The sequence below is a fragment of the Streptomyces sp. NPDC048671 genome (assembly GCF_055587045.1).
Window position 1 is genome coordinate 47,899 of the sequence record NZ_JBVJHB010000009.1, and the last position, 23,011, is coordinate 70,909.

The following is a 23,011-nucleotide window of genomic DNA, read 5'->3' on the forward strand; positions in this document are numbered from 1 at the left end:
GCGGGGAGAGAGGCTTCCGCGCCGGTCAGCGGGCGCGAGGAAGAGCGCAGAAAAAGCGCGAGAAAAGCGGGAAACGCAGGGGGTCAGCTCAACAGGAACAGGACCACACGCGACCGAAGTCGATGTGGGAGCGCTTGACCAGCCACTTCTGCGAATGCATGGCCCAAGTGGAACAGGCATCCGGTGGTCCGTCAACTGGCCCCCCGTGTACGGCTCACAGTGTGGACAGGCTTGACATCCCGTTGCGAACAGCGCTTACCTCGGAGGCAGTGGACCGCGCTGAGGGGCCGGTCCGCCTCGTTCTCCCAGCTGTCGCGTTCCAAGCTGTCGTGTTCCGTGCCGAGGGCACGCCCCGTGTTCGATCGCCGCATCCACGGAGCCCTCGTATGTCCGACCGGACAGATACCCTCCCGCCGGTTTTCCCGGCCCCGCCCCTCAAGGACGACGACGCCGACCGGCTGCGTATCGTCCCGGTACGCCGGACCGGCCAGTGGGCCGCGGCCGTCGCCGTACTGGCCCTGCTGGCCCTCGCGCTGAACTCCGTCATCCGCAACGACGCCTTCCAGTGGGACGTCGTCGGCGACTACTTCCTGACCACCGCGGTGCTGCGCGGCCTCTGGCTCACCCTCTGGCTCACCGCGCTCGTCATGGTGCTCGGCTTCGCGCTCGGGACGCTGCTCGCCGTCCTGAGGCTCTCCGCCAACCGCGTTCTCCAGGCCGTGGGCTGGGGGTACGTATGGCTATTCAGGTCCACCCCGATCCTGGTCCAGCTGCTGTTCTGGTTCAACATCGGCGCTCTGTACCCGGAGATACTCGGCGTCCGCACGGTGAATCTCCTCGGCCCCGTCACGGTCGCCGTCATCGGACTGACGCTCCACGAGGCCGCGTACGCGGCGGAGGTCGTACGCGGCGGCATCCTCTCGGTGGAACGCGGACAGCTGGAGGCCGCCCAGTCCCTGGGCCTCCGCCCGTGGCGGCGGCTGTACCGGATCGTGCTGCCCCAGGCGATGCGCTCGATCGTGCCGCCCGCCGGGAACATGCTGATCGGCACCCTCAAGGGCACCTCGATCGTCAGCATCATCGCCGTTCAGGACCTGCTGTACTCGGTCCAGCTCGTGTACCACCGCACCTACCAGGTCATCCCGCTGCTGCTGGTCGCCACCCTCTGGTACGTCGTGGTGACCTCGCTGCTCGGCATCGGCCAGCACTACGTCGAACGGCACTACGCCCGCGGCACCGCGGACGCCCGGTGAGCCGCCGGCCGTCGCTGGCCGTCATCGGCGCCGGACCGCGCGGCACCGGCCTGGTCGAGCGCATCGCCGCCAACGCCGCCGGTCTGTACGGCCACCGGCCGCTCGACCTGCACCTCGTCGACCCGTACCCGCCCGGCGCGGGACGGATCTGGCGCCACGACCAGTCGCCGCTGCTGTGGATGAACTCCATGGCCGAGGACGTCACCATGTTCACCGACGACACCGTCCGCCAGGAGGGGCCCGTACGGCCGGGGCCCGCTCTCGACGCCTGGGCGGCGGACGTGCGCGAGGGCCGGACCGAGCCGCCCGGCTACGCGGCCGAGCCGGGACTGCGCGCCGAGATCGAGGCGTTGAGGGGGCAGGACTTCCCGAGCCGGCGGCTGCAGGGCGCCTATCTGCGCTGGGTGTACGAGCAGTCCCTGGCCGCCCTCCCGCCCTCGGTCACCGTCCACGAACACCGCGGCCGGGCCCTGCGCGTCACCGGTCCGCCCGACGGCCCTCAGCACGTCCGGCTGGAGGGCCGCGCCGAACCGCTCGTCGCCGACCTCGTGGTCCTCACCATCGGCCACCTGGACGCCGAACCGGACGCCGAGCAGCGGAAGCTGTCCGCCTTCGCCGACCGGCACGGACTCGTCCATCTGCCGCCCGACTTCACCGCCGACAGCGATCTGAGCGCCCTGCGCGCGGGCGAACCCGTCATAGTGCGGGGCTTCGGGCTCGCCTTCATCGACCTGATGGTGCTGCTCACCGAGGGCCGCGGCGGACGGTACGAGAACGGGGACTACGTGCCCTCGGGCCGGGAGCCCGTCCTGCACGTCGGATCGCGGCGCGGGGTCCCGTACCACTCCAAGATCGGATACGGCTGGCAGGGCGAGCGGCCGGCGCTGCCGCGGTTCCTCGGCCCCGACCGTACGGAGGAGCTGCTCAGCCGGACGGAGCCGCTCGACTTCCGCCGCGACATATGGCCACATGTCGACAAAGAGCTCGGGTATGCCCACTACCACCGGCTCTTCACCGCCCACCCCGAGCGCACCACCGCGGACCGGACCGCCTTCGAGGAGAAGTACGCGGCCGCCGAGCCGGGCAGCGACGATCTGCGGGCCCTGATCGCCGCGGCCGTCCCCGACCCCGCCGACCGGCTCGACATCGTGGCGCTCGACCACCCGCTGGACGGGGTGCGCCACTCCTCGTACGACGCCCTCCAGGAGGCGACGCGCCACTACATCGCCGCCGACCTCGACCGCCGGCACGACCCCGGGCACAGCGAGGATCTCGCCGTCTTCCTCGGACTGCTCTCCGCCTACGGCCAGTTGATCCGCTTCGGCGACATCGGGAGCTGGTGGCACGGCTTCTTCAACTACCTCGCCTCCGGCCCGCCCGGCCCCCGGCTGCGGCAGTTGCTCGCGCTCTCCCGGGCCGGCGTCGTCCGCTTCCTCGGCGCCGGGACGACGGTCGAGGCCGACGAGCGCCACGGCGTCTTCCGGGCCGGCAGCGCCACCGTTCCCGGGGAACGGGTCGAGGCCCGCGCCCTGGTCGAGGCCCGGCTGCCCGACCCCTCGCCGGAACGCACCCGCAGCACCCTGCTCCGGACACTGCACGAGGACGGGGCCGCCGCCACCGCCACCGGACTGCTCGCGGTCGACCCCGGCGACGGCCGGATCCTGGACCGCGAAGGGCTCCCGCACCCACGCCGCTTCGCGCTCGGCCCGCACACCGCGGCCCGAGCCGGCGGCGCCTTCACCCGGCCGCGCACCGGCGGCCCGGCCTTCCGGCAGAACGACGCCACCGCCCGCGCCGCCCTCACCTTCCTGCGCGGCCTCGCCGGCAGCGATGGCCGAGCCGATGGCTGAGCCGATGGCTGAGCCGATGGCTGAGCCCATGGCTGAGCCCATGGCCGAGCCGATGGCTGACCGGTCCGCGTACCTCCGCTCCGAACCGCCCGAGGAAACCCCCATGACAACGACCAGCCGTCCACCCAAGAGCGAACCGGCATCCGACCGCGCCCCGGCTCCCGCCGACGCCATGGTGCGGATCCGCGGCGTGCACAAGAGCTTCGGCTCCCTCCACGTACTGCGCGGGATCGACCTGTCCGTGCGACCCGGCGAAGTGACCGTGATCCTCGGCCCCTCCGGCTCCGGGAAGTCCACCCTGCTGCGCACCGTCAACCACCTGGAGAAGCCGGACCGCGGCTCGATCACCGTCGGCGGTGACTTCGTCGGCTACCGCAGGAAGGGCGACAAGCTCCACGAACTCCCCGAGCGCGAGGTCCTGCGCCGCCGCACCCGGATCGGCTTCGTCTTCCAGAACTTCCACCTCTTCCCCCACCTCACCGTCCTGGAGAACATCACCGAGGCCCCGGTCGCCGCGCTCGGCCGCCCCAGGGCGCAGGCCACCGCCACCGCGCACGAACTCCTCGGCCGGGTCGGCCTCGCCGACAAGGCGCGGGCGTACCCCCGGCAGCTCTCCGGCGGCCAGCAGCAGCGCGTCGCCATCGCTCGGGCGCTCGCCCTCGAACCGAAGCTGCTGCTCTTCGACGAACCCACCTCCGCGCTCGACCCCGAACTGGTCGGTGAGGTCCTCGATGTCATCAAGGACCTGGCGGGCCGGGGCACCACCATGATCGTCGTCACCCATGAGATCGGGTTCGCCCGTGAGGCCGCCGACACCGTCGTCTTCATGGACGAGGGACGGATCGTCGAACAGGGCCCGCCCGCCGACGTACTCGACCGCCCCCGGCACGAGCGCACCCGCGCCTTCCTCTCCAAGGTCCTGTGACCGGGAACCCCAAGGTCCTGTGCCCGCTACCGCCTTCGAACCGTGCCGAAAGGGCCCGCCATGCCTCCGATCCGCCCCCTCCACCTGGCCGCCGAGATCGGTGGCCCGCCCCGCTACGACCCGGGGCACTACACCGCTCTGGCCCGGCTCGCCGAGCGCGGCGCCCTCGACTTCGTCACCCTCGGCGACTCGTTCGCCCGGCCGGGACCCGACGCGCTCTCCGTGCTGTCCCGGGTGGCGCCGGCCACCCGCCGGATCGGGCTCGTGCCGACGGTCACCACCACGCACACCGAGCCGTTCCACGTGTCGTCGACCGTGGCCACCCTGGACTGGGTGAGCCGCGGCCGGGCGGGCTGGCAGGTGGACGTGTCGACGACCGGGGCCGAGGCCCGGCTGTTCGGCCGCCGCCCGGCCGCACCCGCCGCCGAGCTGTGGCGCGAGGCCGGCGAGGTGGCGGACGTCGGGGCGCGGCTCTGGGACAGCTGGGAGGACGACGCCGAGATCCGGGACCTCGCCACCGGGCGCTTCATCGACCGCGACAAGCTGCACCACGTCGACTTCGAGGGGTCCACCTTCGGCGTCCGCGGACCGGCCATCGTGCCCCGGCCCCCGCAGGGCCGCCCGGTCACCGTCGTCGACGGCACGGCGGACCCGGCCAGGGAGACCGCCGCCCGCCACGCCGACGTCGTGCTCGTACGGGCCACCACAGCCGAGCGGACCGCCGGGATCAGCGCCGATGTGCGCCGCCGCGCCGCGGCCCACGGGCGCGACCCCGACACCCTCCGGGTGCTCGCCGCGCTCACCGTCGACCTCGGCGACGCCGAATCCGTCCCGGAACCCGGACTGGGGAGCGGACCGCCGCTCGCCGCGCAGGGCACGTACTACCGGGGCGGCCCGGTCGACCTCGCGGATCTGATCACCCAGTGGCACCGCGCCGGGGCCGTGGACGGCTTCCACCTCACGCCGATCACCCCCGGACGCGATCTCGAACGGATCGTCAACGGCACGGTGGCCCTGCTCCAGCACCGCAGCCTCTTCCGCACCTTCCACCCCGGCGGAACCCTCCGTGAGCACCTGGGGCTGGCCCGCCCGGCCAACCGGTACGCGCCGGGCCGTGTCCTCCAAGGAGAACGGGCATGACGACCGCCCCGAAACAGCTGCATCTCGCCGCCCACTTCCCGGGGGTGAGCAACACCACCGTCTGGGCGGACCCCCGGTCCCGCAGCCAGATCGACTTCTCCTCCTTCGAGCATCTCGCGCGCACGGCCGAACGCGGCCTGTTCGACTTCTTCTTCCTCGCCGAGGGGCTGCGTCTGCGTGAGCACAACGGGCTGATCCATGACCTGGACGTGGTCGGCCGCCCCGACTCCCTCACCGTGCTGGGCGCGCTGGCCGCGGTCACCGACCGGCTCGGTCTCGCCGCGACCGTCAACGCCACCTTCAACGAGCCCTTCGAGCTGGCCCGCAGGCTCGCCACCCTCGACCACCTCAGCGCCGGCCGGGCCGCGTGGAACGTCGTCACCTCCTCCGACGCCTTCACCGGTGAGAACTTCCGCCGCGGCGGCTACCTCGACCGGGCCGACAGATACACCCGGGCCGCCGAATGCGTCGCCACCGCCCGCGAGCTGTGGGACTCCTGGACCCCCGACGGCACCCCGCGCCGCTTCGCCCACCGCGGCGAGCACTTCTGCGTCGAGGGCGAGTTCACCGTCCCGCGCCCCCCGCAGGGCCATCCCGTCGTCATCCAGGCCGGCGACTCCCCGGAGGGCCGCGAGTTCGCCGCGTCCGCCGCCGACATCATCTTCACCCGGCACGGCACCCTGGAGGCGGGCCGCGCCTTCTGCGCGGACGTCAAGGCACGGCTGGCGAAGTACGGCCGGGAGCCCGACGAGCTGAAGATCATGCCAGGCGTCGGCTTCGTGCTCGGCGACAGCGACGCCGAGGCGCGGGAGAAGGCGGCCGGGATCCGCCTTCAGCAGATCTCCCCGCAGAACGCGATGCTGGCCCTGGAGCAGGTCTGGGGCCGGGACCTCTCCTCGTACGATCCGGACGGGCCGCTGCCCGAGAGCGACCCGGTTCCCGATTCGGCGCTGGTCCAGGGCCGGGTCCGGACCGGCGACCCCCTCGCGGTCGCGGCCCGCTGGCGGTCGCTGTCCCGGGAGAAGGGGCTCTCCATCCGGCAGACGGTCATCGAGGCGACCGGCCGGCAGCTGTTCGTCGGCAGCGCGCGGACCGTCGCGGCGGAGCTGGCCGAATTCGTCGCCACCGGAGCCGCCGACGGCTTCGTCCTCGTACCGCATCTCACCCCGGGCGGACTCGACGACTTCGTCGACGAGGTCGTCCCGCTCCTCCAGGAGCGCGGGGTCTTCCGCTCCGCGTACACCGGTTCCACCCTCCGGTCGCACCTCGGGCTCGCGGAGCCCGTATGGAAAGGTTGAGCCCATGAGCACGGATGCACAGCAGCAGGCAGCGCGGGACTGGGACCACTGGCACGAGGAGCGCACCGCCACGGTCTCGGCGCCCTACGGACCTCTCTCCCTCACCGGCACCCACTGGCTCTCCGACTACCCGGAAGGCCGAATTCCGGCCGTTCCGGGGCAGTGGCGGGAGGACGGCGACGAACTGGAGCTCACCGCCGGCCCCGAGGACGGGCTGACCGTCGACGGGAAGCCGTTCACCGGACAGGTCCGGCTCGGCGCCGACCGCGGTCCGATCGGCGGGTCCCGGGTCGCCCACGGCGAGCGGCGGCTGTTCGTACTGAGCCGTGAAGGGCTCTGGGCGGTAAGGGATTTCGACCCGGAATCCGCGGCGCGGCGGGCCTTCCGCGCGATCGAGGCGACGCCGTACGACCCGCGCTGGGCGCTGCCCGGCACCTTCCGCCCGTACGACACCTCGCGCACCGTCCGGGTCGAGAACGCCGACGGGGTCGAGCGCGGACTCGGGCTCGGCGGGGAGATCGCCTTCGAGCTGGACGGGGTTGAGCACACGCTCCAGGTCGCCGTGGAGCACGACGGCTCGCTCTGGGCGGTCTTCGCCGACGCCACCAGCGGGAACAGTAGCTACCGTTTCCGCTTCCTGCGCCCCGCCGCCCCGGCCGCAGACGGCTCGGTGACGGTCGACCTCAACCGTGCGCTGCTGCCGCCCTGCGCCTTCGCGGACCACTTCATCTGCCCCTTCCCGCCGCCCGGCAACTCCCTCTCCGTCGCCGTCGAGGCGGGGGAGCGCAACCGGGTCGACGGCTGAATCACCGCCTCCGTTCCAGCGACGTCCGGCCCCGGTGCGCGTTGTCCGCCGGGGCCGGACGCATGGGCGCGACGCGAAGCTCAGGCCAAGAGGCCCTCTTGCGCTAGAAGTTGACGCCTTGAATACTCCCGAGCAGCGCTTGTCAGGAGCACGGCAGGTCCGCAATCCGGACAGCCTGCCGTGCGGCTGACTGCGCCTCACGGGTCCGGCCACCCCACGGGCGGACCCCCAACCCCCCTCGGGAGGATTGTCAAGTGAGGATCAAGCGCACCACCCCCCTCAGCGGCACCGCGAGACGCAGCAGGGCTATCGCCATTGCCGCAGGTCTCGTAGCGGTCGCCGCGCTCGCCGTCCCCAGCGCACAGGCCAGCTCCACCGGAACGTACAGCGCGAACCAGCTCTCCGCCGCCAGCGACGCCGTCCTCGGCGCCGACGTGGCCGGCACCGCCTGGACCGTCGACCCCGTGAACAAGAAGGTCACGGTCACGGTCGACAGCACGGTCTCGGCGGCGGAGATCCAGCAGATCAAGGACTCCGCGGGCGCCAACGCGGGCGCGCTGCGCATCGAGCACACCGCCGGAAGGTTCAGCAAGCTGCTCTCCGGCGGTGACGCCATTTACGCACCCGGCTGGCGCTGCTCACTCGGATTCAACGTCCGCAGCGGCAGCACGTACTACTTCCTGACCGCCGGCCACTGCACCGACGGCAACCCGCCCTGGTACACCAACTCCTCGAACACGACCTACATCGGCCCGACGGTCGGCTCCAGCTTCCCGGGCAATGACTACGGTCTGGTGCGCTACGACAACGCCGCGGTCAGCCACGAGGGCACCGTGGGCAGCGTCGACATCACCGGCGCCGCCAATGCCACGGTCGGGATGTCCGTCACCCGCCGGGGCTCCACCACCGGCATCCACAGCGGCACCGTCTCCGCGCTCAACGCCACGGTCAACTACGGCGGCGGCGACGTCGTCTACGGCATGATCCAGACCAACGTGTGCGCGGAGCCCGGCGACTCCGGCGGTCCGCTCTACTCCGGCTCCAAGGCGGTCGGCCTCACCTCGGGCGGCAGTGGCAACTGCTCCTCCGGTGGTACGACGTTCTTCCAGCCGGTCCCCGAAGCGCTCAGCGCGTACGGCGTCAGCCTCTACTGACACCCGGGCGGCCGGTCCCGTCCCCCGGGACCGGCCCCTGCCTCGAAAGGGCAAGTCGAACACGCCGAGCCCCCGCCCGAATTCCGGGCGGGGGCTCCCGCTGACCCCGCGGCTTTTGAGAGGATGCGGCACAGGACGGTCGCGCAGGAACAACGGGGGCGGACACTGTGCCTCCTGGAGGGATGCCCTCCGGGAACCCCCGGCAGAGACCCCAGGGGGACCCAGGTCCGTGAATCGCATCGGAGTGACCGGCCACCGCAGCATCCCGCAGGAGGTGCACGCCCATGTGCTGGCCGCGATGCGTGCGGCGCTCTGCGGGTTCGACGGCTCGGTGGAGGCGCTGTCCAGCCTGGCCGTGGGGGCGGACCAGATCTTCGCCGACCTCGCGCTCGCCCACGGTGCCGAACTGACCGCGGTCATCCCCAGCCGCGACTACGAGGCCTGCTTCGCAGACGGCGCCGAACTGGCCCGCTACCGCAGCCTCAAGGCCCGCGCCGCACGGGAGGTACGGCTGGACTACGCGCACTCCACCGACGAGGCGTACTACGCGGCCGGTGCCTATATCGCCGACCACTGCGACCGCCTGCTCGCCGTCTGGGACGGACTGCCCGCCCGCGGTCTCGGCGGCACGGGCGACATCGTGACCTACGCCCGCGGGCTCGGCCGCCCGGTCACGGTGATCTGGCGGGACGGGGTCGTGCGCGCCTGACCCGGCGTGGCGGGTGCAGGACCGGACGGGCCGCGTGCCCCGGGCCGGCCAGGGCTCACATCCGGTGCCTGACCAGCCAGTCCGTGTGCTCGGGGGAGACGATCCGCTCGGTCTCGAACACGGCGGCCGGCCACTGCCGCTCGGTCAGGACGGTCTCCATCGCGGCCTGCATGTTCTCCAGGTCCTCCTCCACCAGCGAGTGCGCGGACACGAGCGGGTGATGGCGGCGCATCTCGTTCCAGGCGAGACAGGCCGCGGCGGCGGCGGAGAACGACCCCGTCAGCGCGAAGGACCCGGCGGCGGAGAACGTCTGCAGCACGGCGAGGACCAGAGCGGGCAGCGTCAGCGCGGCAATGGTGCTGGACCAGACGAACGCACCACGCCGGGACACCTGCTGCCGCTTGCGGTACCAGCGCCGCTGCTCGATCAGTCGATCCCGGATGTACGTCTCCTTGCGTACGGTGAACGCCTTGTTCCGCAGCTCCCGCATGGAGGCCGTGATGAGCCCGCCGCCCTCTTCCGTCATCTCCTCGCGGGGATCGTCCCATCCCACCTTCCGTAACTCCTGAAGGCCTTCCTCCAGCCGGTTGGCGAAGACGGCTTCCGGGTGTTCGGCGCCGGTGTCGAAGGGGGAGCCGTGGACCGCGTAGCGCCAGCAGTTGGACTTGATGAACTCCGCTGCGGAGCGGTTGAGTTGCCAATGTGACTTTGCTTTGCGCCGGGAGGCCAGGAAGGTCGTGATCAGGACACCGAGGTATGCCAACACCGCTACGGCATGGAGGAGTTGGACGCTCCCGCCGACCTCGCCCTGCCAGGGCAGGGCGGCGGGCACGGTACCCAGCACGAGCAGGACCAGCTGACAGCGGGTGGTGTTGACCGCTTCCCGTTGGCGTGCGACCGCGATGGCGTCCGTGTGGTGGAAGAGCGCGGGCAGGTCCTCGCTCCGGAAGACCATGGACTGAAGTGGTCCGGGAATCGCCGTCATGTCACCCCGTCTGCAGTTGTGGGTATGCCCTTCGGGTCGTACAGCCGGCCTGGTCGTCGCCGGATCGCGGGTGCGGTCCCGGCCGGGGCTCGGGAGAGTGCGCACGGAGGCCTGCCGGGGCCACGAGAGTAGGGTCGCGCCCCGGAGACCGCAATGGCGCCTCCGAGCGGGCAGGTGCTGTCCGCGTTCTCGCCGAGACGCTCTCGTGTGATCCGTTGCTCTGTGGCAAGGTCTGACAACTGCGGTGCTCACAAGGCGAGATGCCTCGGAAACACACGGGTGCTCGTCATTCGGCGGGGGGAGAGACTGTGAACGAGGCAGGCCAGGCAGGGCAGGGCGGCGGCGTGCCGTTGTCCGATGTCCAGCGCAGAATCCGCCGGAGTCCGTTGCTGTTCACGATTCCTCTGGTGCTGCTCGGACTCCTGCTGCTCATCCTCGTCTGGGAGGTACTTCGCGCCAACATGACGGGTGGCGCACGGATGGAGTGGCCGTGGCGCCTGCAACTGCTCGACATGGAGGCGCTGGGAAGCCTGCTGGCCGTCGCGGCAGGTGCCGTCCTGGCCAGGGCGCAGTACGCCCGCACCGTGCGGCCCTACCTGGGCTGGCGGGCGGCGTGGGTGAAGGGGGACCTCAGGGGCGACGTGCGGGCATGGCGAGTGGGCATAGTCAACGGCGGGCAGCACATCGCGGCGATCGAGTCCTGGGAGTGCCAGGTGGTCATGAAGGGCGGCGGTCCCGCCGGCGCGCGGTGGGCCGACATCGACGACGCCGTGACCGAGCTGACCGCGGCCGGACTCGTGGTCGCCGAGGACTTCCAACTCGTCCAGTTCGGGCCGGGATTCCCGCTGGTCGGCACCGGAAGCCACGAGCCGGTGCTCGTGGGTGCCTTCTCGAAGAAGTTCGTCGAGAACGTCGAGTCGTTGTTCGTGCGGGTACGGGTGACCGACGTCGTGGGTGACAGCCACGAACGCATAGGGGACTGCATGAAGGGTGCGCGGGCCACCGCCCAGGCCCCGCTCGACTGAGCCCCGCTCGGGCCGGGGAGGGGAGGGGCGCGGTCCTGTGGGGCGAGCCGGTGGCAAGCCCTCGGCCTGCGCGTTACGTTGTCACCCGGCTGGGTCAATCGCCGTCACGATTTCCTGGATCGTATTGCTGGGTGAACAGAAGGTTTCGCGCTGCGTCGACGTGTGCGGGAGGCTGGGTTGGGAGTAAAGTCATCCCGCTGGGCTCTGTGAATATGCAGGTGCCGCCAGCAATCCAATGTCCAGAAACAAACCATCGAGGACGGCCGTGAAGACCTACGCAACCTCCCCCTCCTTCGCTATCGCGAAGAAGAGCCGTGTGCCACTCACCGAGATCGACGCCCGAAGCGCCGATGCCTCCAGGAAGCTCGGCCGGGTATTCGGTACCTCGGCCGGTCGTTCGACTCAGACTTCGACCTTCAGTTCGGCACTCTGAGAAGAGCGCCGACGTGGCTAGACTGGGGGAATGACAGGACCCCTGGTCCCCTTCCGCGAGATCGTTCTCAAGGTTCACAGCCGCTGTGATCTCGCGTGCGACCATTGTTATATCTATGAACATGCTGACCAGAGTTGGCGTACCCGCCCCAAGACAATCTCTGACGAAGCTGTTTCATGGGCGGCTCGACGATTGGCCGAGCATGCTTCCACGCATGCCCTCGATTCGATGTCAGTGATCCTGCACGGAGGCGAGCCTCTCCTGGCCGGCCCAGCGCGCCTGCGCCGTGTCTGCGAGGAGCTCTCAGCGGCCTTGAACGGTATCGCTGAGCTGGACCTCAGGATCCACACCAACGGTGTCCAGCTCAGCCCCCGATATCTCGACCTCTTCGACGAGTTCGACGTCAAGGTCGGCATCTCGCTCGACGGTGACCGCACGGCGAACGACCGGCACCGCCGCTTCGCCAACGGGCGCACCAGCCACCCCCTCGTGCTCAAGGCCGTCGAACTGCTCCGGCAGGAGCGCTACCGCCATCTCGATCTCGGGCTGCTGTGCACCATCGACATCGAGAACGACCCGCACGCGGTCCTGGACGCCCTGATCGAGCTCGAACCGCCGCTCATCGACTTCCTCCTCCCGCACGCCACCTGGGACGATCCGCCGCCCCGGCCGGACGGGTCCGAAACGGCCTACGCCGACTGGCTCCTCAAGGTCCACGACCGCTGGCAGGACCTGGGCAGCCCGGTGCCCGTACGCCTCTTCTCCTCCGTGCTGTCCACCCTGAGCGGCGGCCCCAGCCTCACCGAGTCGCTCGGACTCGCCCCCACCGATCTGGTAGTGGTCGAGACGGACGGTCAGCTGGAACAGGTCGACTCGCTCAAGAGCGCCTACGACGGTGCGGCGGCCACCGGATTCAACGTGTTCTCCCACTCCTTCGACGACGTCGCCGCCCATCCGGGGGTCCGCGCGCGCCAGCTCGGCCTGGCCGGCGTCAGCGAGACCTGCCGCCGTTGCCCCGTCGTGCGTTCGTGCGGCGGAGGGCTGTACACGCACCGGTACCGCTCGGCCAACGACTTCGACAACCCGTCCGTGTACTGCCGCGACCTGGAGGCGCTGGTGCGCGGCATCGAGGAGCGTGCCCCGGTGCACCCGGCGGTGACGGACCGTGCCGAACTCGCCGACGCGCAGCTGGACCTGACCCGCACCCTGCTCGCGGGCCTCCACGCGGACCTGGACGGCCGCGGCGGCGCTCGGTGGGACGAGGCCTGGGACCTGGCCGGCGTCCTGGAGGCGTCCGAGGAGGGCGCCGCCGGGCTCGATCACGTGCTCGCGCACCCGTACACGCGGACCTGGCTGCTGGAGGTGCTGGGCCGGCTGCGTGCGGATCGGCCCGACGTCGTGGACGAGGCACTGCGCTTCCCCGGCCACCTCGCGGCCGCCACGGTGCGGTCGGGCCTCGGCCTGACCGTGCGGGCCGACTACCGGGACGGGCGGCTCCACCTCCCCACGCTCGGCGAGCTCCGGGTCGGCCGGGAGGGTGAGCACGGCACGGTCCGGCTGCGGCCGGCCGGGGACGGGTTCGTGGCCCGGCGTGACGACGGCGGTGGCGAATGGCGCGTCCTCGACGGGGCGGACAGCCCCGGCTGGAGCCCGGTGCGCCGCCTCGGCCAGGACGGTGCGCCCCGCTTCGCGCTCGACGACCTGGACCCGTACCGGGACTGTTTCGGCGCTCCGGCGATGCCGCGGCTCGGGAAGGCCGCGGCCGATGAGTGGGAAGCCGGTCTCGCCGAGGCGTGGGAACTCCTGGCGAGGGAGGCGCCCCAGCACGCCGCGGCAGCCGTCGCCGGCCTGACGACGCTGACCCCCCTCACCGCCGGACAGCATGCCGGGCGGCCGCACGGATACGGGACCATCGGCCTGACCTGGACGGACGACGCGAAGCAGCTGGCGCTCGAACTTCTGGGCGGTTTCCGGCGGACCACCTTGCGGGCATTGCTCGATGTCACCGATCTTTATGCGTCGGACGGGACTTGGTCCTATCGCCCCCGATGGCAGGAAGAAGCAGTTCCGTTTTCCCGCCTGTTGGCCGAAACCTATGAACGGGTGGCGTTGTCCGCCCTTGATCCCTGTTTCATGGACGGTATTGACGAGGCGCTCGGCGTGATGGGTTCCGCGGCCGAGCCCACAGTCGGGGGAAGGCAGTTCATCGCCGCACTCAAGGAGGAGGTGAGGGAAACGCAGGACAAGTGGGCTGAATAGCCTCAAGACTGTTACGGGTCCGAACGTACGGGGTGAATCCTGGGTATGGATGACTGAAAAGCGGCGTTGAATGACCGAACGCCATGGGGGTGGAGCAAGGTCCGCTCCGGAATGATGAATTCGATCGCACCCCTCCATAGCCTGGGATGCGGTGATCACACAGGACGGGGGTCGTGTGCACGCATCGATGCAGCAGCGAGCGGCGGACCATCGGCCGTACTTTTTCCTGAGCTACGCGCATACACCGGGGTACGGCGGTGGAACGGACCCCGATATGTGGGTCGAACGGCTTTTCCAAGATCTATGCGGCCATGTTATGGCCATGACCGATCTGCCCGCGGGCGCGTCCGCAGGGTTCATGGACCGGGAGATACGTTCCGGGGAGGGCTGGTCGGAGCGGCTGGGCAGCGTACTCGCCAGCTGCCGCGTCTTCGTACCGCTGTTCTCGCCGCGGTACTTCGCCAGCGAGATGTGCGGCAAGGAGTGGTACGCGTTCGAGCAGCGCGCCATTCACCAACGGGCCCGGTCGAACCAGTCGGCCGAAGCGATCGTTCCGGCACTCTGGGTCCCGGTGCCACCCACCCAACTACCGGGATCGGCCGAGCGGTTACAGTTCAACCACCGTGATTTCGGGGAACGTTACGTCAGTGACGGACTCTACGGACTGATCAAACTCCGGCTGTTCGCCCAGGAATACGAACGGGCCGTCTACGAGCTCGCCAAGCGCATCGTCAGTGTCGCCGACACGGTGCGGATCGACACCGGAAGACCCGTCGACTACCGCCTCGCCCCCAGCGCTTTCGGATCAGTGAGCAGCGGGGCGGGAGCCCCTCGGCCGATGCAGATCACCATTGCCGCTCCCACCCGGCACGACCTGCCCGAAGGACGTATCGCCGACTACTACGGCGACCACCCGCAGGACTGGAATCCCTACCATCCGGCTGCCGCGAGACCACTGGCCTATGTCGCCGAGGAATTGGTCCGTGCACTCAACTACCAGGCCGTCATCACCTCGTTCGACGAGCAGTCCGGACAGCACGAGGGCAAGCAGGAACCCAGGACGCCGGAGATACTCCTGGTCGACCGCTGGGCCCTGCAGGACGAGGACCGCAGACGCAGACTCGCGGCGTTCGACGCGGAGAACCGGCCCTGGGTGACCATGGTCGTGCCCTGGTGCCGCGACGACCACCAGAGCAGGGCCGCCGAGGCCGAACTGACCGAGAAGCTCGAACGGACGTTGCCGACCAAGATGCGGCAGGGGCGGGCCTTCTGCCGCGCCGCGGCCAAGGGGGTGCCCACCATGGAGGCGTTCGGACAGGTCCTCCCCCAAGTGGTCGAGGTAGCCGCCCAGCAGTATCTGAGACATGCCACGGTCTATCCGCCGGCGGGCGGGCGGCACAGTGAACGGACGCGACTGATGGGGCCCATGGGCGGCACACAGTTCATACCCGACATGCACGACCCTGCGACGGATGCGGAGGACGTATGACAGCCGGCCGTGACGGGCGCATCGTCACCTTCTACTCGTACAAGGGCGGTACGGGGCGCACGATGGCCCTGGCGAACACCGCCTGGATCCTCGCCGCCAATGGCAAGCGGGTACTGGCCGTCGACTGGGACCTGGAGGCTCCCGGACTCCACCGGTTCTTCCACCCCTTCCTCGACCCGTCGACGCTCGGTGCCACCACTGGGGTGATCGACCTGATCACCGAGTACGCCTGGGCCGCGACCAACCCCGTCCAGCGGTCCGACGACTGGCACCGCGACTACGCCCGCATCCAGCCGCACGCCGTCTCTCTCAATCCGGAGGCGCTCGGCTGGCAGTTCCCGCGGGGTGGCACGCTCGACTTCGTCTCGGCCGGGCGGCAGAACCGCGAGTACTCCGCCACCGTCTCTACCTTCGACTGGGACAACTTCTACGACCGGCTCGGCGGCGGCCACTTCTTCGACGCCCTGCGCGACGACATGAAGGCCAACTACGACTACGTACTCATCGACAGCCGTACCGGCCTCAGCGACATCGCCGACATCTGCACGGTCCACCTCCCGGACGTGCTCGTCGACTGTTTCACCCTGAGCGACCAGTCCATCGACGGCGCCGCCTCCGTCGCCCGGCAGATCGCCGAGCGCTACACCGGCCGGCCCATCTCCATCTTCCCCGTCCCGATGCGCATCGACGAGGGCGAGAAGGAGAAGGCCGACGCCGGCCGCGCCCTGGCTCGCCTGAAGTTCGACCGGCTGCCCCGCGACCTGTCCGGGGACGAACTCACCGCCTACTGGGGCGCGGTGGAGATTCCGTACCGCCCCTACTACGCGTACGAGGAAACCCTCGCGACCTTCGGGGACGAGGCCGGTCTCAGCAACTCGCTGCTGTCCGCCTTCGAACGCCTCACGGCGGTCGTCACCCAACAGGAAATCACCTCGATGCCCCCGGTGGGCGAAGAGGTACGGTTGCGCATCCGCGACGCCTTCACCCGGCGCAGGCCGGGCCTGCCCGCCGATCTCCTCCTCAGCTACGTGGCGGAGAACCGCATGTGGGCCGACTGGATCGAATCGGTCCTCACCCGGGCCGGATTCCGGGTCGTCCCGCGTGACGTGTCCGCCGATCCCGCACTGGCGGACGCCGCGCCCACCGCGGCCGAGACCGCGACCCGCACGGTGGTGCTGCTCTCCAGCGCCTACCTCAAGTCCCAGCGGGCCGTGGACCTGTGGGACCGAGCGGTCGCCGAGGACCCCGGTGGCGGGCGGCGCCAGCTGCTGCCGCTGCGGATCGGAGATGTCCGGCTCTCCGCGCCGTACATCGACCGCAACCCGGTCGACCTGTTCCGGCTGGACGAGGTGCAGGCCACCACAGCCCTGATGCGCGCCCTGGACAGGTCGGTGCAGCTCGGCGACGGAGCGGCAGCCGGTCCCCGGTTCCCCGGCACGGTGCCGAGGATCTGGAACGCGCCGCCCCGCAACCCCGGTTTCACCGGCCGCTCCCTGGTCCTGGAGCGGATGCGCGACCAGCTGGGCGGGGGCATGGCCGTCGTGCTGCCGCAGCCGCAGACCCTGTACGGGCTCGGAGGCGTCGGCAAGACGCAGGTGGCCCTCGAGTACGTGCACCGTTTCATGGCCGACTACGACCTGGTGTGGTGGATATCGTCGGAGCAGACCGATGACGTGATCGCGGGACTGGCAGAACTGGCCGTCCGGCTCGGTGCCCAGGGCGGCGACGACATGGCGGCGGCCTCCCAGGAAGCCGTCGACCTGCTGCGGCGCGGAGTGCCTTCGGACCGGTGGCTGCTCGTCTTCGACAACGCCGACGATCCCGAGCGCCTCAGGCGCTACTTCCCGCAGGGTGGCTCGGGGCACATCCTGGTGACCTCCAGGAACCAGGCATGGTCCCAGCACGGTGACGCGCTGCCCGTTGACGTCTTCCTCCGGGAGGAGTCGGTCGAGCACCTCCAGCGGCGGGCCCCGGGGCTGAGCGCCGAGGATGCCGCGCAGGTGGCGACAGCCGTCGGTGACCTGCCGCTCGCCGTCGAGCAGGCGGCGGCCTGGATCGCTGAGACCGCGACCCCCATCGACACCTATCTGGAGCAGCTGGCCCGCCAGGCTCCCCAGGTCCTGGCCCTGAACCAGCCCGCCGGATACCCGGAACCCGTCGCGGCGACCTGGAACATCTCCATCGAACGCCTCAAGGAGCGCTCGCCGGCGGCGGTGCGGCTGCTCCAGCTCTGTGCGTTCTTCGCACCCGAGCCGATCTCGGCGAACCTCCTCTACAGCAAGGAGATGATCGAGGCGCTGAAGCCGTACGACTCCTCGCTCCAGGAGAAGCTGGTGCTGGGCCGGGTCATCCGGGAGATCGGCCGGTTCGCCCTCGCCAAGGTCGACCAGGTCTCCAACTCCATCCAGGTCCACCGGCTGGTGCAGGCGGTGATCAGGGCTCAGCTCAGCGAGGAGGAACAGCGCGAGGCCCGGCACGTCGTCCACCGCATCCTCGCGGGTGCCAGGCCCGACGACACCGAACCGATCGACAACCCGGAGACCTGGCCGCGCTTCGCCACGATCTGGCCGCACCTCGGCCCGTCCGACGCGCGCAACTGCAGGGACCCCGAGACCCGCAGGCTCCTGATCGACCGGGTGCGCTATCTGTGGAAGCGCGGAGACGTCAGGACCGCGGGCATCCTCGGAGAAGAACTCCGGGAGAGCTGGCTGGAGATGCTGGGGGAACGGGACATCCAGTACCTGTACCTCTGCTTCCACCTCTCCAACATCCTGCGCACCCGCGGACGGTACGTGGAGGCGAGGGATCTCGACGAGTTCACCCTTCGGCTGCAGCGTGAGGTGCTGGGGCCGGAGCACCCGCACACGTACATGACCACCAGCGGTCTCGCCATCGACCTGGGCCTGCTCGGCGACTACGGGCGTGCGATCGAGCTGGCGACCGAAGCGCATGACGGCTTCAACCAGATCTTCCACGAGAGGCACGCCCGGACGCTGGCGGCGGCCAACAACCTGGCGCTGAACCTGCGGAGCGTCGGACAGTACGCCAGGGCCAGGGAGATCGACCAGGACTGCTACGACCTGCGGTCGGAGGTGCTGGGGCAGGAACATCCGCACAGCCTGTCCTCTGCCCTCAACCTGGCCCGTGACCTGCGTGAGGTCGGGCGCTACGAGGACTCCGTAGGCCTGCTCAGCCGCACGTACGACAGCCTCAAGGCCACCCTCGGCCGGACCTATCCGACCACCCTGAGTGCCTCGAAGAGCCTCGCGGTGTCTCTGCGCCGGGCGGGGCAACTGGAGGACGCGCGCAGGCTGACGGTGGCCACGCGCACCAGGTACCGGGCCAAGTACACCTCGGCCAACCCGGAATCACTGGCCTGTGACCTCAACATGGCGGCCGACCTGTTCGCCGCTGGGGAGGCGGCCGAGGCCCGGGACACCGCGCAGGAGGTCGTCAACCAGTACATGAAGGTGCCGGGGGAGCAGCACCCGTACACCCTGGCCGCGCAGAACAACCTCGGCGCCTACCTCTCGGGGACGGGTGTGCCCGGGGAGGCGGAGAGGCTGCTGACGAAGGTGGTCGCCTCGATGCGCGAGGTGTTCGGGCGGGAGCATCCGAACACCCTGTTCTCCGTCATGAACCTGGCCAACGCGACAGCCGTCGAGGGTGACCTCGGCATCGTGCTGGAGACCGAGCGGCGAGTCTCCGGCCAGCTCAGAGAGGTTCTCGGGGCACATCACCCGGAGACCCTGGCCATGACCTCCAACCTGGCGGTCACGCTCGACGCGATGGGGCGCAAGGACGAGGCGCTGAGACTGCGGGCGGAAACCGGTGACGAGCTGGCGCGGCAGCTCGGGGACGATCATCCGCTGACCCGGATCGCGAGGGACGAGCGCAGGTTCTGGCGAGAGCTGGAACCGATGTCGGTGTGATCCAGGCCGGGGCTCCCGTTCGGAGCCCCGGCCACCTGGATCACCGGGCCGCTGTCTTCGCAACGGGCCGCTGTCTTCAGCAGACCGCGGCTTCCCGTTCGTCCAGCAGCCAGTTGAGCACGGACGGAAGTACGGACAGCGCGTCGAAGTGTGCCGCCGTCGGTTCCATCACGGCGGTGACGTCCGGGATCTGTCCGGCCAGCCAACGGGAGTGGCCGATCGGCGAGAACACGTCCTTCTCACCGTGCCACAGCATCACGGGACCGGTGATGTCCGCGGGGTCGAAACCCCAGGGCCGGCAGAACGCGATCGCGTCGTCGATCCATCCGTACGCCGATGTGCGCAGCCCCTCACGGTAGTTGGCGAGCAGCATGGTGCGGATGCCGACATCGTTGACCACGATCCGGTCGGAGTCGGTCAGCTCGCGGCGCAGGTCGTCCAGGAGCCGGACCGGGTCCTGCCGGATCTCCGCCGAGCGGCTGATGAAGGACTCCGCGAGTCCGTCGGGATCGGCCGCGGCGGTGGAGTAGGCGAGTACGTTCGACGCGGCCATCCCGTCGAACCAGTCGAGACCCTCGGCGTCCCAGGGGGCCAGGCCCACCAGCGCGGCGGTACGGGTCACGCGGTTGGGCATCAGCGCGGCACAGGCCAGGGCGTGCGGCGCGCCGCCGGACCGGCCGACCACGGCGAAGTGCTCCAGGCCCAGCGAGTCCGCGATCGCCCGTACGTCCTCGACGACATCCACCACGCGGCGTCCGGGCAGCCGGTCGGAACCACCGTAGCCCGGACGGTCGTAGGCGATCAGCTGCATCTTGCGTTGGTAGAGGACCATGCCGCGTGGAGCGGGGCCGAGCCGGCTGCCTGGCATTCCATGGAGGAGGAAGACAGGTCTGCCGTGCGGATCCCCCTGACGCTCGACCATCAGATGCCGCCCGTCCGCCACCCGCACCCGACTGCGCACCCCGACTCCTCCGTCCGTCGACCCCGCCTGTTCCGGGCATCAACTGCCCGGCGTGTGCTGTCAGTCCGATGATGGCGCATCAATGGCACGACCGGCACTCCTTGTCAGAAGGAACCCGTGTTCGCCGGAGGGGACCTGCACCGCATCCGGACCCTCAGCCCCAGTAACCGGACTCTGGAGGGCGAGAACAGGACAGGACTGCTCCTCACCCGCTGCCGCCCCGGCGATCGCACCTGGTGTTCGCAGGCGGAACCGGCAAGGCCTGACTTCCGGTAAGTGAACACGGTGAGACCGAAGAGGTGTTGTCGTGTGTGCGTCCTGGAGTCGGCCTTGTGTGCTATCTGCTCCGTCGGAATAGTGGGCGCCCCATCCTCCGTGTACGGGCGACCCCACATCACCCGTGCACGGCCCCACAGGAGGTCGAAGTTGAAGCATCGACGCATATCCAGGAAGCGTGCAGTGCTGGCGGGTTCGGCGGTGCTCGCCCTGGTCGCAGCGGGAGCGACGTTCCAGAGTGCGAACGCCAGTGAAGGAACGCCTGAGGTCACGGCGCGGACGCTGACGGCCGACGCGGCCGGAAAGCTCGCCACCGGTCTCGGGAAGGACCTGGGCGGCGACGCGGCCGGGTCGTACTACGACGCCAAGTCGAAGAACCTGGTGATGAACGTGGTCGACCAGGCCGCCGCCGAGCAGGTGCGGCAGGCGGGCGGCAAGGCCAGAGTCGTACAGAACTCGCTCGCCGATCTGAAGTCGGCACAGCGGACCCTGACCGGCAAGGCCTCGATCCCCGGCACCTCATGGGCCGTCGACCCGGTCAGCAACAAGATCGTCGTCACCGCCGACCGCACGGTCAAGGGCGCGGACCTGAGCCGGCTCACCTCGGTCGTCGAGTCGCTGGGCGGCAAGGCCCAGCTCAAGAAGTCCGCCGGGGAGTTCAAGCCGCTCATCGCGGGCGGCGACGCGATCTGGGGCGACGGCGGGCGCTGCTCGCTCGGCTTCAACGTGGTCAAGGGCGGCGAACCGTACTTCCTGACCGCCGGGCACTGCACCGACGCGATCACCAGCTGGTCGGACTCGCAGAGCGGTGCGACGATCGGCACCAACGCGGGCTCGGAGTTCCCGGACAACGACTTCGGGCTGGTGAAGTACACCTCGAACACCGCCCACCCCAGCGAGGTCGACCTCTACAACGGCTCCACCCAGGCGATCACCAAGGCGGGCGAGGCGACCGTCGGGATGACGGTGTCGCGCAGCGGTTCCACCACCCAGGTGCACGACGGCCAGGTGACGGGGCTGAACGCCACGGTCAACTACGGCAACGGCGACATCGTCAACGGGCTGATCCAGACGACGGTCTGCGCCGAGCCCGGCGACAGCGGCGGCTCGCTCTTCGCCGGTGACACGGCGATCGGCCTGACCTCGGGCGGCAGCGGCGACTGCTCCTCGGGCGGCGAGACGTTCTTCCAGCCGGTGCCGGAGGCGCTGGCGGCGTTCGGGGCCGAGATCGGCTGACAGCTCCGCGCAGTGGTGAATGGCCCCCGGCGCTGGGCCATTCCTCCGCCCCGGCCCCCACGGTCTGACCGCTGTCCGGGCCGGGACGGCGACGCGCTCCTTCCCGTCCGCTAAGCGAGTGTCGAGCCGCCGCTCCCCGTACCCGTACCCGTCCCCGCCCCCGTGAGCGCGGTGCCGTCCGCAGTCTCCGGCTTCCCGCGCAGGGACAGCAGCAGGGTGATGACCGTGCCGACCACCGCCCACGCGGACAGCACCAGCAGCGGACCGGTCACCGCGTTGCCCCTGAAGTACGCGATCGAGCGGGCCACCCAGGTCCCGGCCCCCGGTGGCAGCGCGGGGCCGATCGCCCGCCAGAAGTCCGGCAGCATCGGGAGCGGGAAGGCGCCGCCCGCGCTCGGGTTGCCCGCGATCACCACGAGCAGGACGGCCAGGCCGATGCCGACGATGCCGGTGAGCGCCTCCAGGGCGAGGGTGATCATGCCGACCGCGAAGACGGTCAGGGCGCCCAGGCCCGACAGCCCCCAGAAGCTTCCGGGGAGCGCGCCGAGGATCGGCCCGATGATCACCGCGCCGCCGATTCCGCCCGCGATCGAGTACAGCGCCATGACCCCGGTCCGGATCACCGCGCGCTGACGGTTGGCGGGGCGGCTGCCGGCGCTGATCGCCAGGATCGAGGCGCAGAGGTATCCGCCGACGCACCAGCCCACGACCAGGTAGAAGGACGAGAGCCCGTTGAAGTCCTGGGCCGAGGCCGGGGCCACGTCCACGGAGTGGACCGTGCGCCGCTGGGTGAGGTCGACCTTCGTGATGATCTTCGTCAGTGAGTTGGCCAGCACGGTGCCCCCGCCGGAGGCGACCAGCACGGTGTCGGTGGTGCCGCGGGGATCGACGATCATCGCGCCGTCGATGTCGCGGTCGAGGATCTGCCGGCGGGCGGTGGCCGCGTCGCTGACCGTGCGGGGGTCGAGCGGGCCGCCGGGGAGATCCTTGAGCTCGGTGAGGAGCCGGGCGGAGATCTGCTGGGGTGCGACGATCCCGAAGGGGACGTCCGTCGGCTTCGGCTTGTGCAGTGCTCCGACATAGGACGCGATGAACAGCAGCTGCAACGCCAGTACGCCGATGACGAGCAGCGCGGCCCGCGGAGTGACGGCGTTCTTCACCTCATCAGCGAAAGTCATGCCCCCACCGTCCGGGGTGCCCGCCGTTCATGCAGTCGGGGCCGGGCCGAATGGCTGAGAGGACGGCCGGGGGGCGAGGCGAGGGGTGGCGTGCCTCTCGGGA

General features: G+C 70.3%; 17 protein-coding genes. 14 read left to right on the forward strand and 3 right to left on the reverse strand.

The window, feature by feature from the left end; all coding sequences use genetic code 11:
- Positions 1-386 precede the first annotated feature (386 nt).
- The 8 genes from ACZ6S6_RS19135 to ACZ6S6_RS19170 all read left to right on the forward strand — a co-directional run bounded on the left by ACZ6S6_RS19135 (position 387) and on the right by ACZ6S6_RS19170 (position 9,134).
- Complete coding sequence (locus ACZ6S6_RS19135; RefSeq protein WP_362966539.1) at positions 387-1,253, forward strand: amino acid ABC transporter permease; 867 nt, start codon at positions 387-389, stop codon at positions 1,251-1,253.
- Positions 1,250-3,103 (forward strand): FAD/NAD(P)-binding protein, encoded by a 1,854-nt coding sequence (locus ACZ6S6_RS19140; RefSeq protein WP_469706317.1) that lies wholly within the window; start codon positions 1,250-1,252, stop codon positions 3,101-3,103. The genes ACZ6S6_RS19135 and ACZ6S6_RS19140 overlap by 4 nt, the downstream gene beginning before the upstream one ends.
- A gap of 172 nt (positions 3,104-3,275) precedes the next feature.
- On the forward strand, positions 3,276-4,028 hold the full coding sequence (locus tag ACZ6S6_RS19145; RefSeq protein ID WP_469706510.1) for an amino acid ABC transporter ATP-binding protein: 753 nt from the start codon (positions 3,276-3,278) through the stop codon (positions 4,026-4,028).
- 60 nt (positions 4,029-4,088) lie between these two features.
- Positions 4,089-5,168, forward strand: a complete 1,080-nt coding sequence (locus tag ACZ6S6_RS19150; RefSeq protein ID WP_469706318.1) for an LLM class flavin-dependent oxidoreductase — start codon at positions 4,089-4,091, stop codon at positions 5,166-5,168.
- A complete protein-coding gene (locus ACZ6S6_RS19155) occupies positions 5,165-6,466 on the forward strand; it encodes an NtaA/DmoA family FMN-dependent monooxygenase (protein WP_469706319.1) in 1,302 nt (433 codons plus the stop codon). Before ACZ6S6_RS19150 ends, ACZ6S6_RS19155 begins: the two co-directional genes overlap by 4 nt.
- A 4-nt stretch (positions 6,467-6,470) precedes the next feature.
- The gene (locus ACZ6S6_RS19160) at positions 6,471-7,271 is read left to right on the forward strand and encodes a DUF1684 domain-containing protein (protein ID WP_362966531.1); all 801 of its coding nucleotides are present in this window, start codon (positions 6,471-6,473) and stop codon (positions 7,269-7,271) included.
- A gap of 254 nt (positions 7,272-7,525) precedes the next feature.
- A complete protein-coding gene (locus ACZ6S6_RS19165; RefSeq protein ID WP_469706320.1) occupies positions 7,526-8,425 on the forward strand; it encodes a S1 family peptidase in 900 nt (299 codons plus the stop codon).
- 229 nt (positions 8,426-8,654) lie between these two features.
- Entirely contained in the window at positions 8,655-9,134 is a 480-nt protein-coding gene (locus tag ACZ6S6_RS19170; protein WP_469706321.1) for a hypothetical protein, read from the forward strand.
- Positions 9,135-9,189: 55 nt separating this feature from the next.
- On the opposite strand, the gene ACZ6S6_RS19175 is transcribed toward ACZ6S6_RS19170, so the two are convergent.
- Positions 9,190-10,119, reverse strand: a complete 930-nt coding sequence (locus tag ACZ6S6_RS19175) for a DUF4231 domain-containing protein (protein WP_469706322.1) — start codon at positions 10,117-10,119, stop codon at positions 9,190-9,192.
- Positions 10,120-10,427: 308 nt separating this feature from the next.
- Here ACZ6S6_RS19175 and ACZ6S6_RS19180 point away from each other — a divergent pair, with 308 nt between their 5' ends.
- From ACZ6S6_RS19180 to fxsT, 5 genes are all read left to right on the forward strand, one after another.
- Positions 10,428-11,144, forward strand: a complete 717-nt coding sequence (locus ACZ6S6_RS19180) for a hypothetical protein (protein ID WP_469706323.1) — start codon at positions 10,428-10,430, stop codon at positions 11,142-11,144.
- Between the two features lie 235 nt (positions 11,145-11,379).
- Positions 11,380-11,577 (forward strand): FxSxx-COOH cyclophane-containing RiPP peptide, encoded by a 198-nt coding sequence (gene fxsA / locus ACZ6S6_RS19185; protein ID WP_469706324.1) that lies wholly within the window; start codon positions 11,380-11,382, stop codon positions 11,575-11,577.
- A gap of 30 nt (positions 11,578-11,607) precedes the next feature.
- A complete protein-coding gene (fxsBH, locus tag ACZ6S6_RS19190) occupies positions 11,608-13,836 on the forward strand; it encodes a radical SAM/SPASM protein FxsBH, inactivated beta-hydroxylase extension form (RefSeq protein WP_469706325.1) in 2,229 nt (742 codons plus the stop codon).
- A 187-nt stretch (positions 13,837-14,023) separates the two neighbouring features.
- The gene (fsxC, locus tag ACZ6S6_RS19195; protein ID WP_469706511.1) at positions 14,024-15,325 is read left to right on the forward strand and encodes an FxsC protein; all 1,302 of its coding nucleotides are present in this window, start codon (positions 14,024-14,026) and stop codon (positions 15,323-15,325) included.
- Complete coding sequence (fxsT, locus tag ACZ6S6_RS19200; RefSeq protein WP_469706326.1) at positions 15,322-19,257, forward strand: FxSxx-COOH system tetratricopeptide repeat protein; 3,936 nt, start codon at positions 15,322-15,324, stop codon at positions 19,255-19,257. The genes fsxC and fxsT overlap by 4 nt, the downstream gene beginning before the upstream one ends.
- 76 nt (positions 19,258-19,333) lie before the next feature.
- On the opposite strand, the gene ACZ6S6_RS19205 is transcribed toward fxsT, so the two are convergent.
- Positions 19,334-20,218, reverse strand: a complete 885-nt coding sequence (locus ACZ6S6_RS19205) for an alpha/beta fold hydrolase (protein WP_469706327.1) — start codon at positions 20,216-20,218, stop codon at positions 19,334-19,336.
- Positions 20,219-20,644: 426 nt separating this feature from the next.
- Here ACZ6S6_RS19205 and ACZ6S6_RS19210 point away from each other — a divergent pair, with 426 nt between their 5' ends.
- Complete coding sequence (locus ACZ6S6_RS19210; RefSeq protein ID WP_469706328.1) at positions 20,645-21,730, forward strand: S1 family peptidase; 1,086 nt, start codon at positions 20,645-20,647, stop codon at positions 21,728-21,730.
- Between the two features lie 110 nt (positions 21,731-21,840).
- Here the strand turns inward: ACZ6S6_RS19210 and ACZ6S6_RS19215 are convergent, their stop codons facing one another.
- Positions 21,841-22,908, reverse strand: a complete 1,068-nt coding sequence (locus ACZ6S6_RS19215) for an ABC-2 transporter permease (protein ID WP_469706329.1) — start codon at positions 22,906-22,908, stop codon at positions 21,841-21,843.
- Positions 22,909-23,011 lie beyond the last annotated feature (103 nt).

Bases quoted from the DNA above. Each gene is read 5' to 3' on its own strand.
- ACZ6S6_RS19135 (WP_362966539.1), top strand. From the start codon at position 387: ATGTCCGACCGGACAGATACCCTCCCGCCGGTTTTCCCGGCCCCGCCC.
- ACZ6S6_RS19145 (WP_469706510.1), top strand. From the start codon at position 3,276: ATGGTGCGGATCCGCGGCGTGCACAAGAGCTTCGGCTCCCTCCACGTA.
- ACZ6S6_RS19150 (WP_469706318.1), top strand. From the start codon at position 4,089: ATGCCTCCGATCCGCCCCCTCCACCTGGCCGCCGAGATCGGTGGCCCG.
- ACZ6S6_RS19155 (WP_469706319.1), top strand. From the start codon at position 5,165: ATGACGACCGCCCCGAAACAGCTGCATCTCGCCGCCCACTTCCCGGGG.
- ACZ6S6_RS19160 (WP_362966531.1), top strand. From the start codon at position 6,471: ATGAGCACGGATGCACAGCAGCAGGCAGCGCGGGACTGGGACCACTGG.
- ACZ6S6_RS19175 (WP_469706322.1), bottom strand. From the start codon at position 10,119: ATGACGGCGATTCCCGGACCACTTCAGTCCATGGTCTTCCGGAGCGAG.
- fxsA (WP_469706324.1), top strand. From the start codon at position 11,380: ATGTCCAGAAACAAACCATCGAGGACGGCCGTGAAGACCTACGCAACC.
- fxsBH (WP_469706325.1), top strand. From the start codon at position 11,608: ATGACAGGACCCCTGGTCCCCTTCCGCGAGATCGTTCTCAAGGTTCAC.
- fsxC (WP_469706511.1), top strand. From the start codon at position 14,024: ATGCAGCAGCGAGCGGCGGACCATCGGCCGTACTTTTTCCTGAGCTAC.
- fxsT (WP_469706326.1), top strand. From the start codon at position 15,322: ATGACAGCCGGCCGTGACGGGCGCATCGTCACCTTCTACTCGTACAAG.
- ACZ6S6_RS19215 (WP_469706329.1), bottom strand. From the start codon at position 22,908: ATGACTTTCGCTGATGAGGTGAAGAACGCCGTCACTCCGCGGGCCGCG.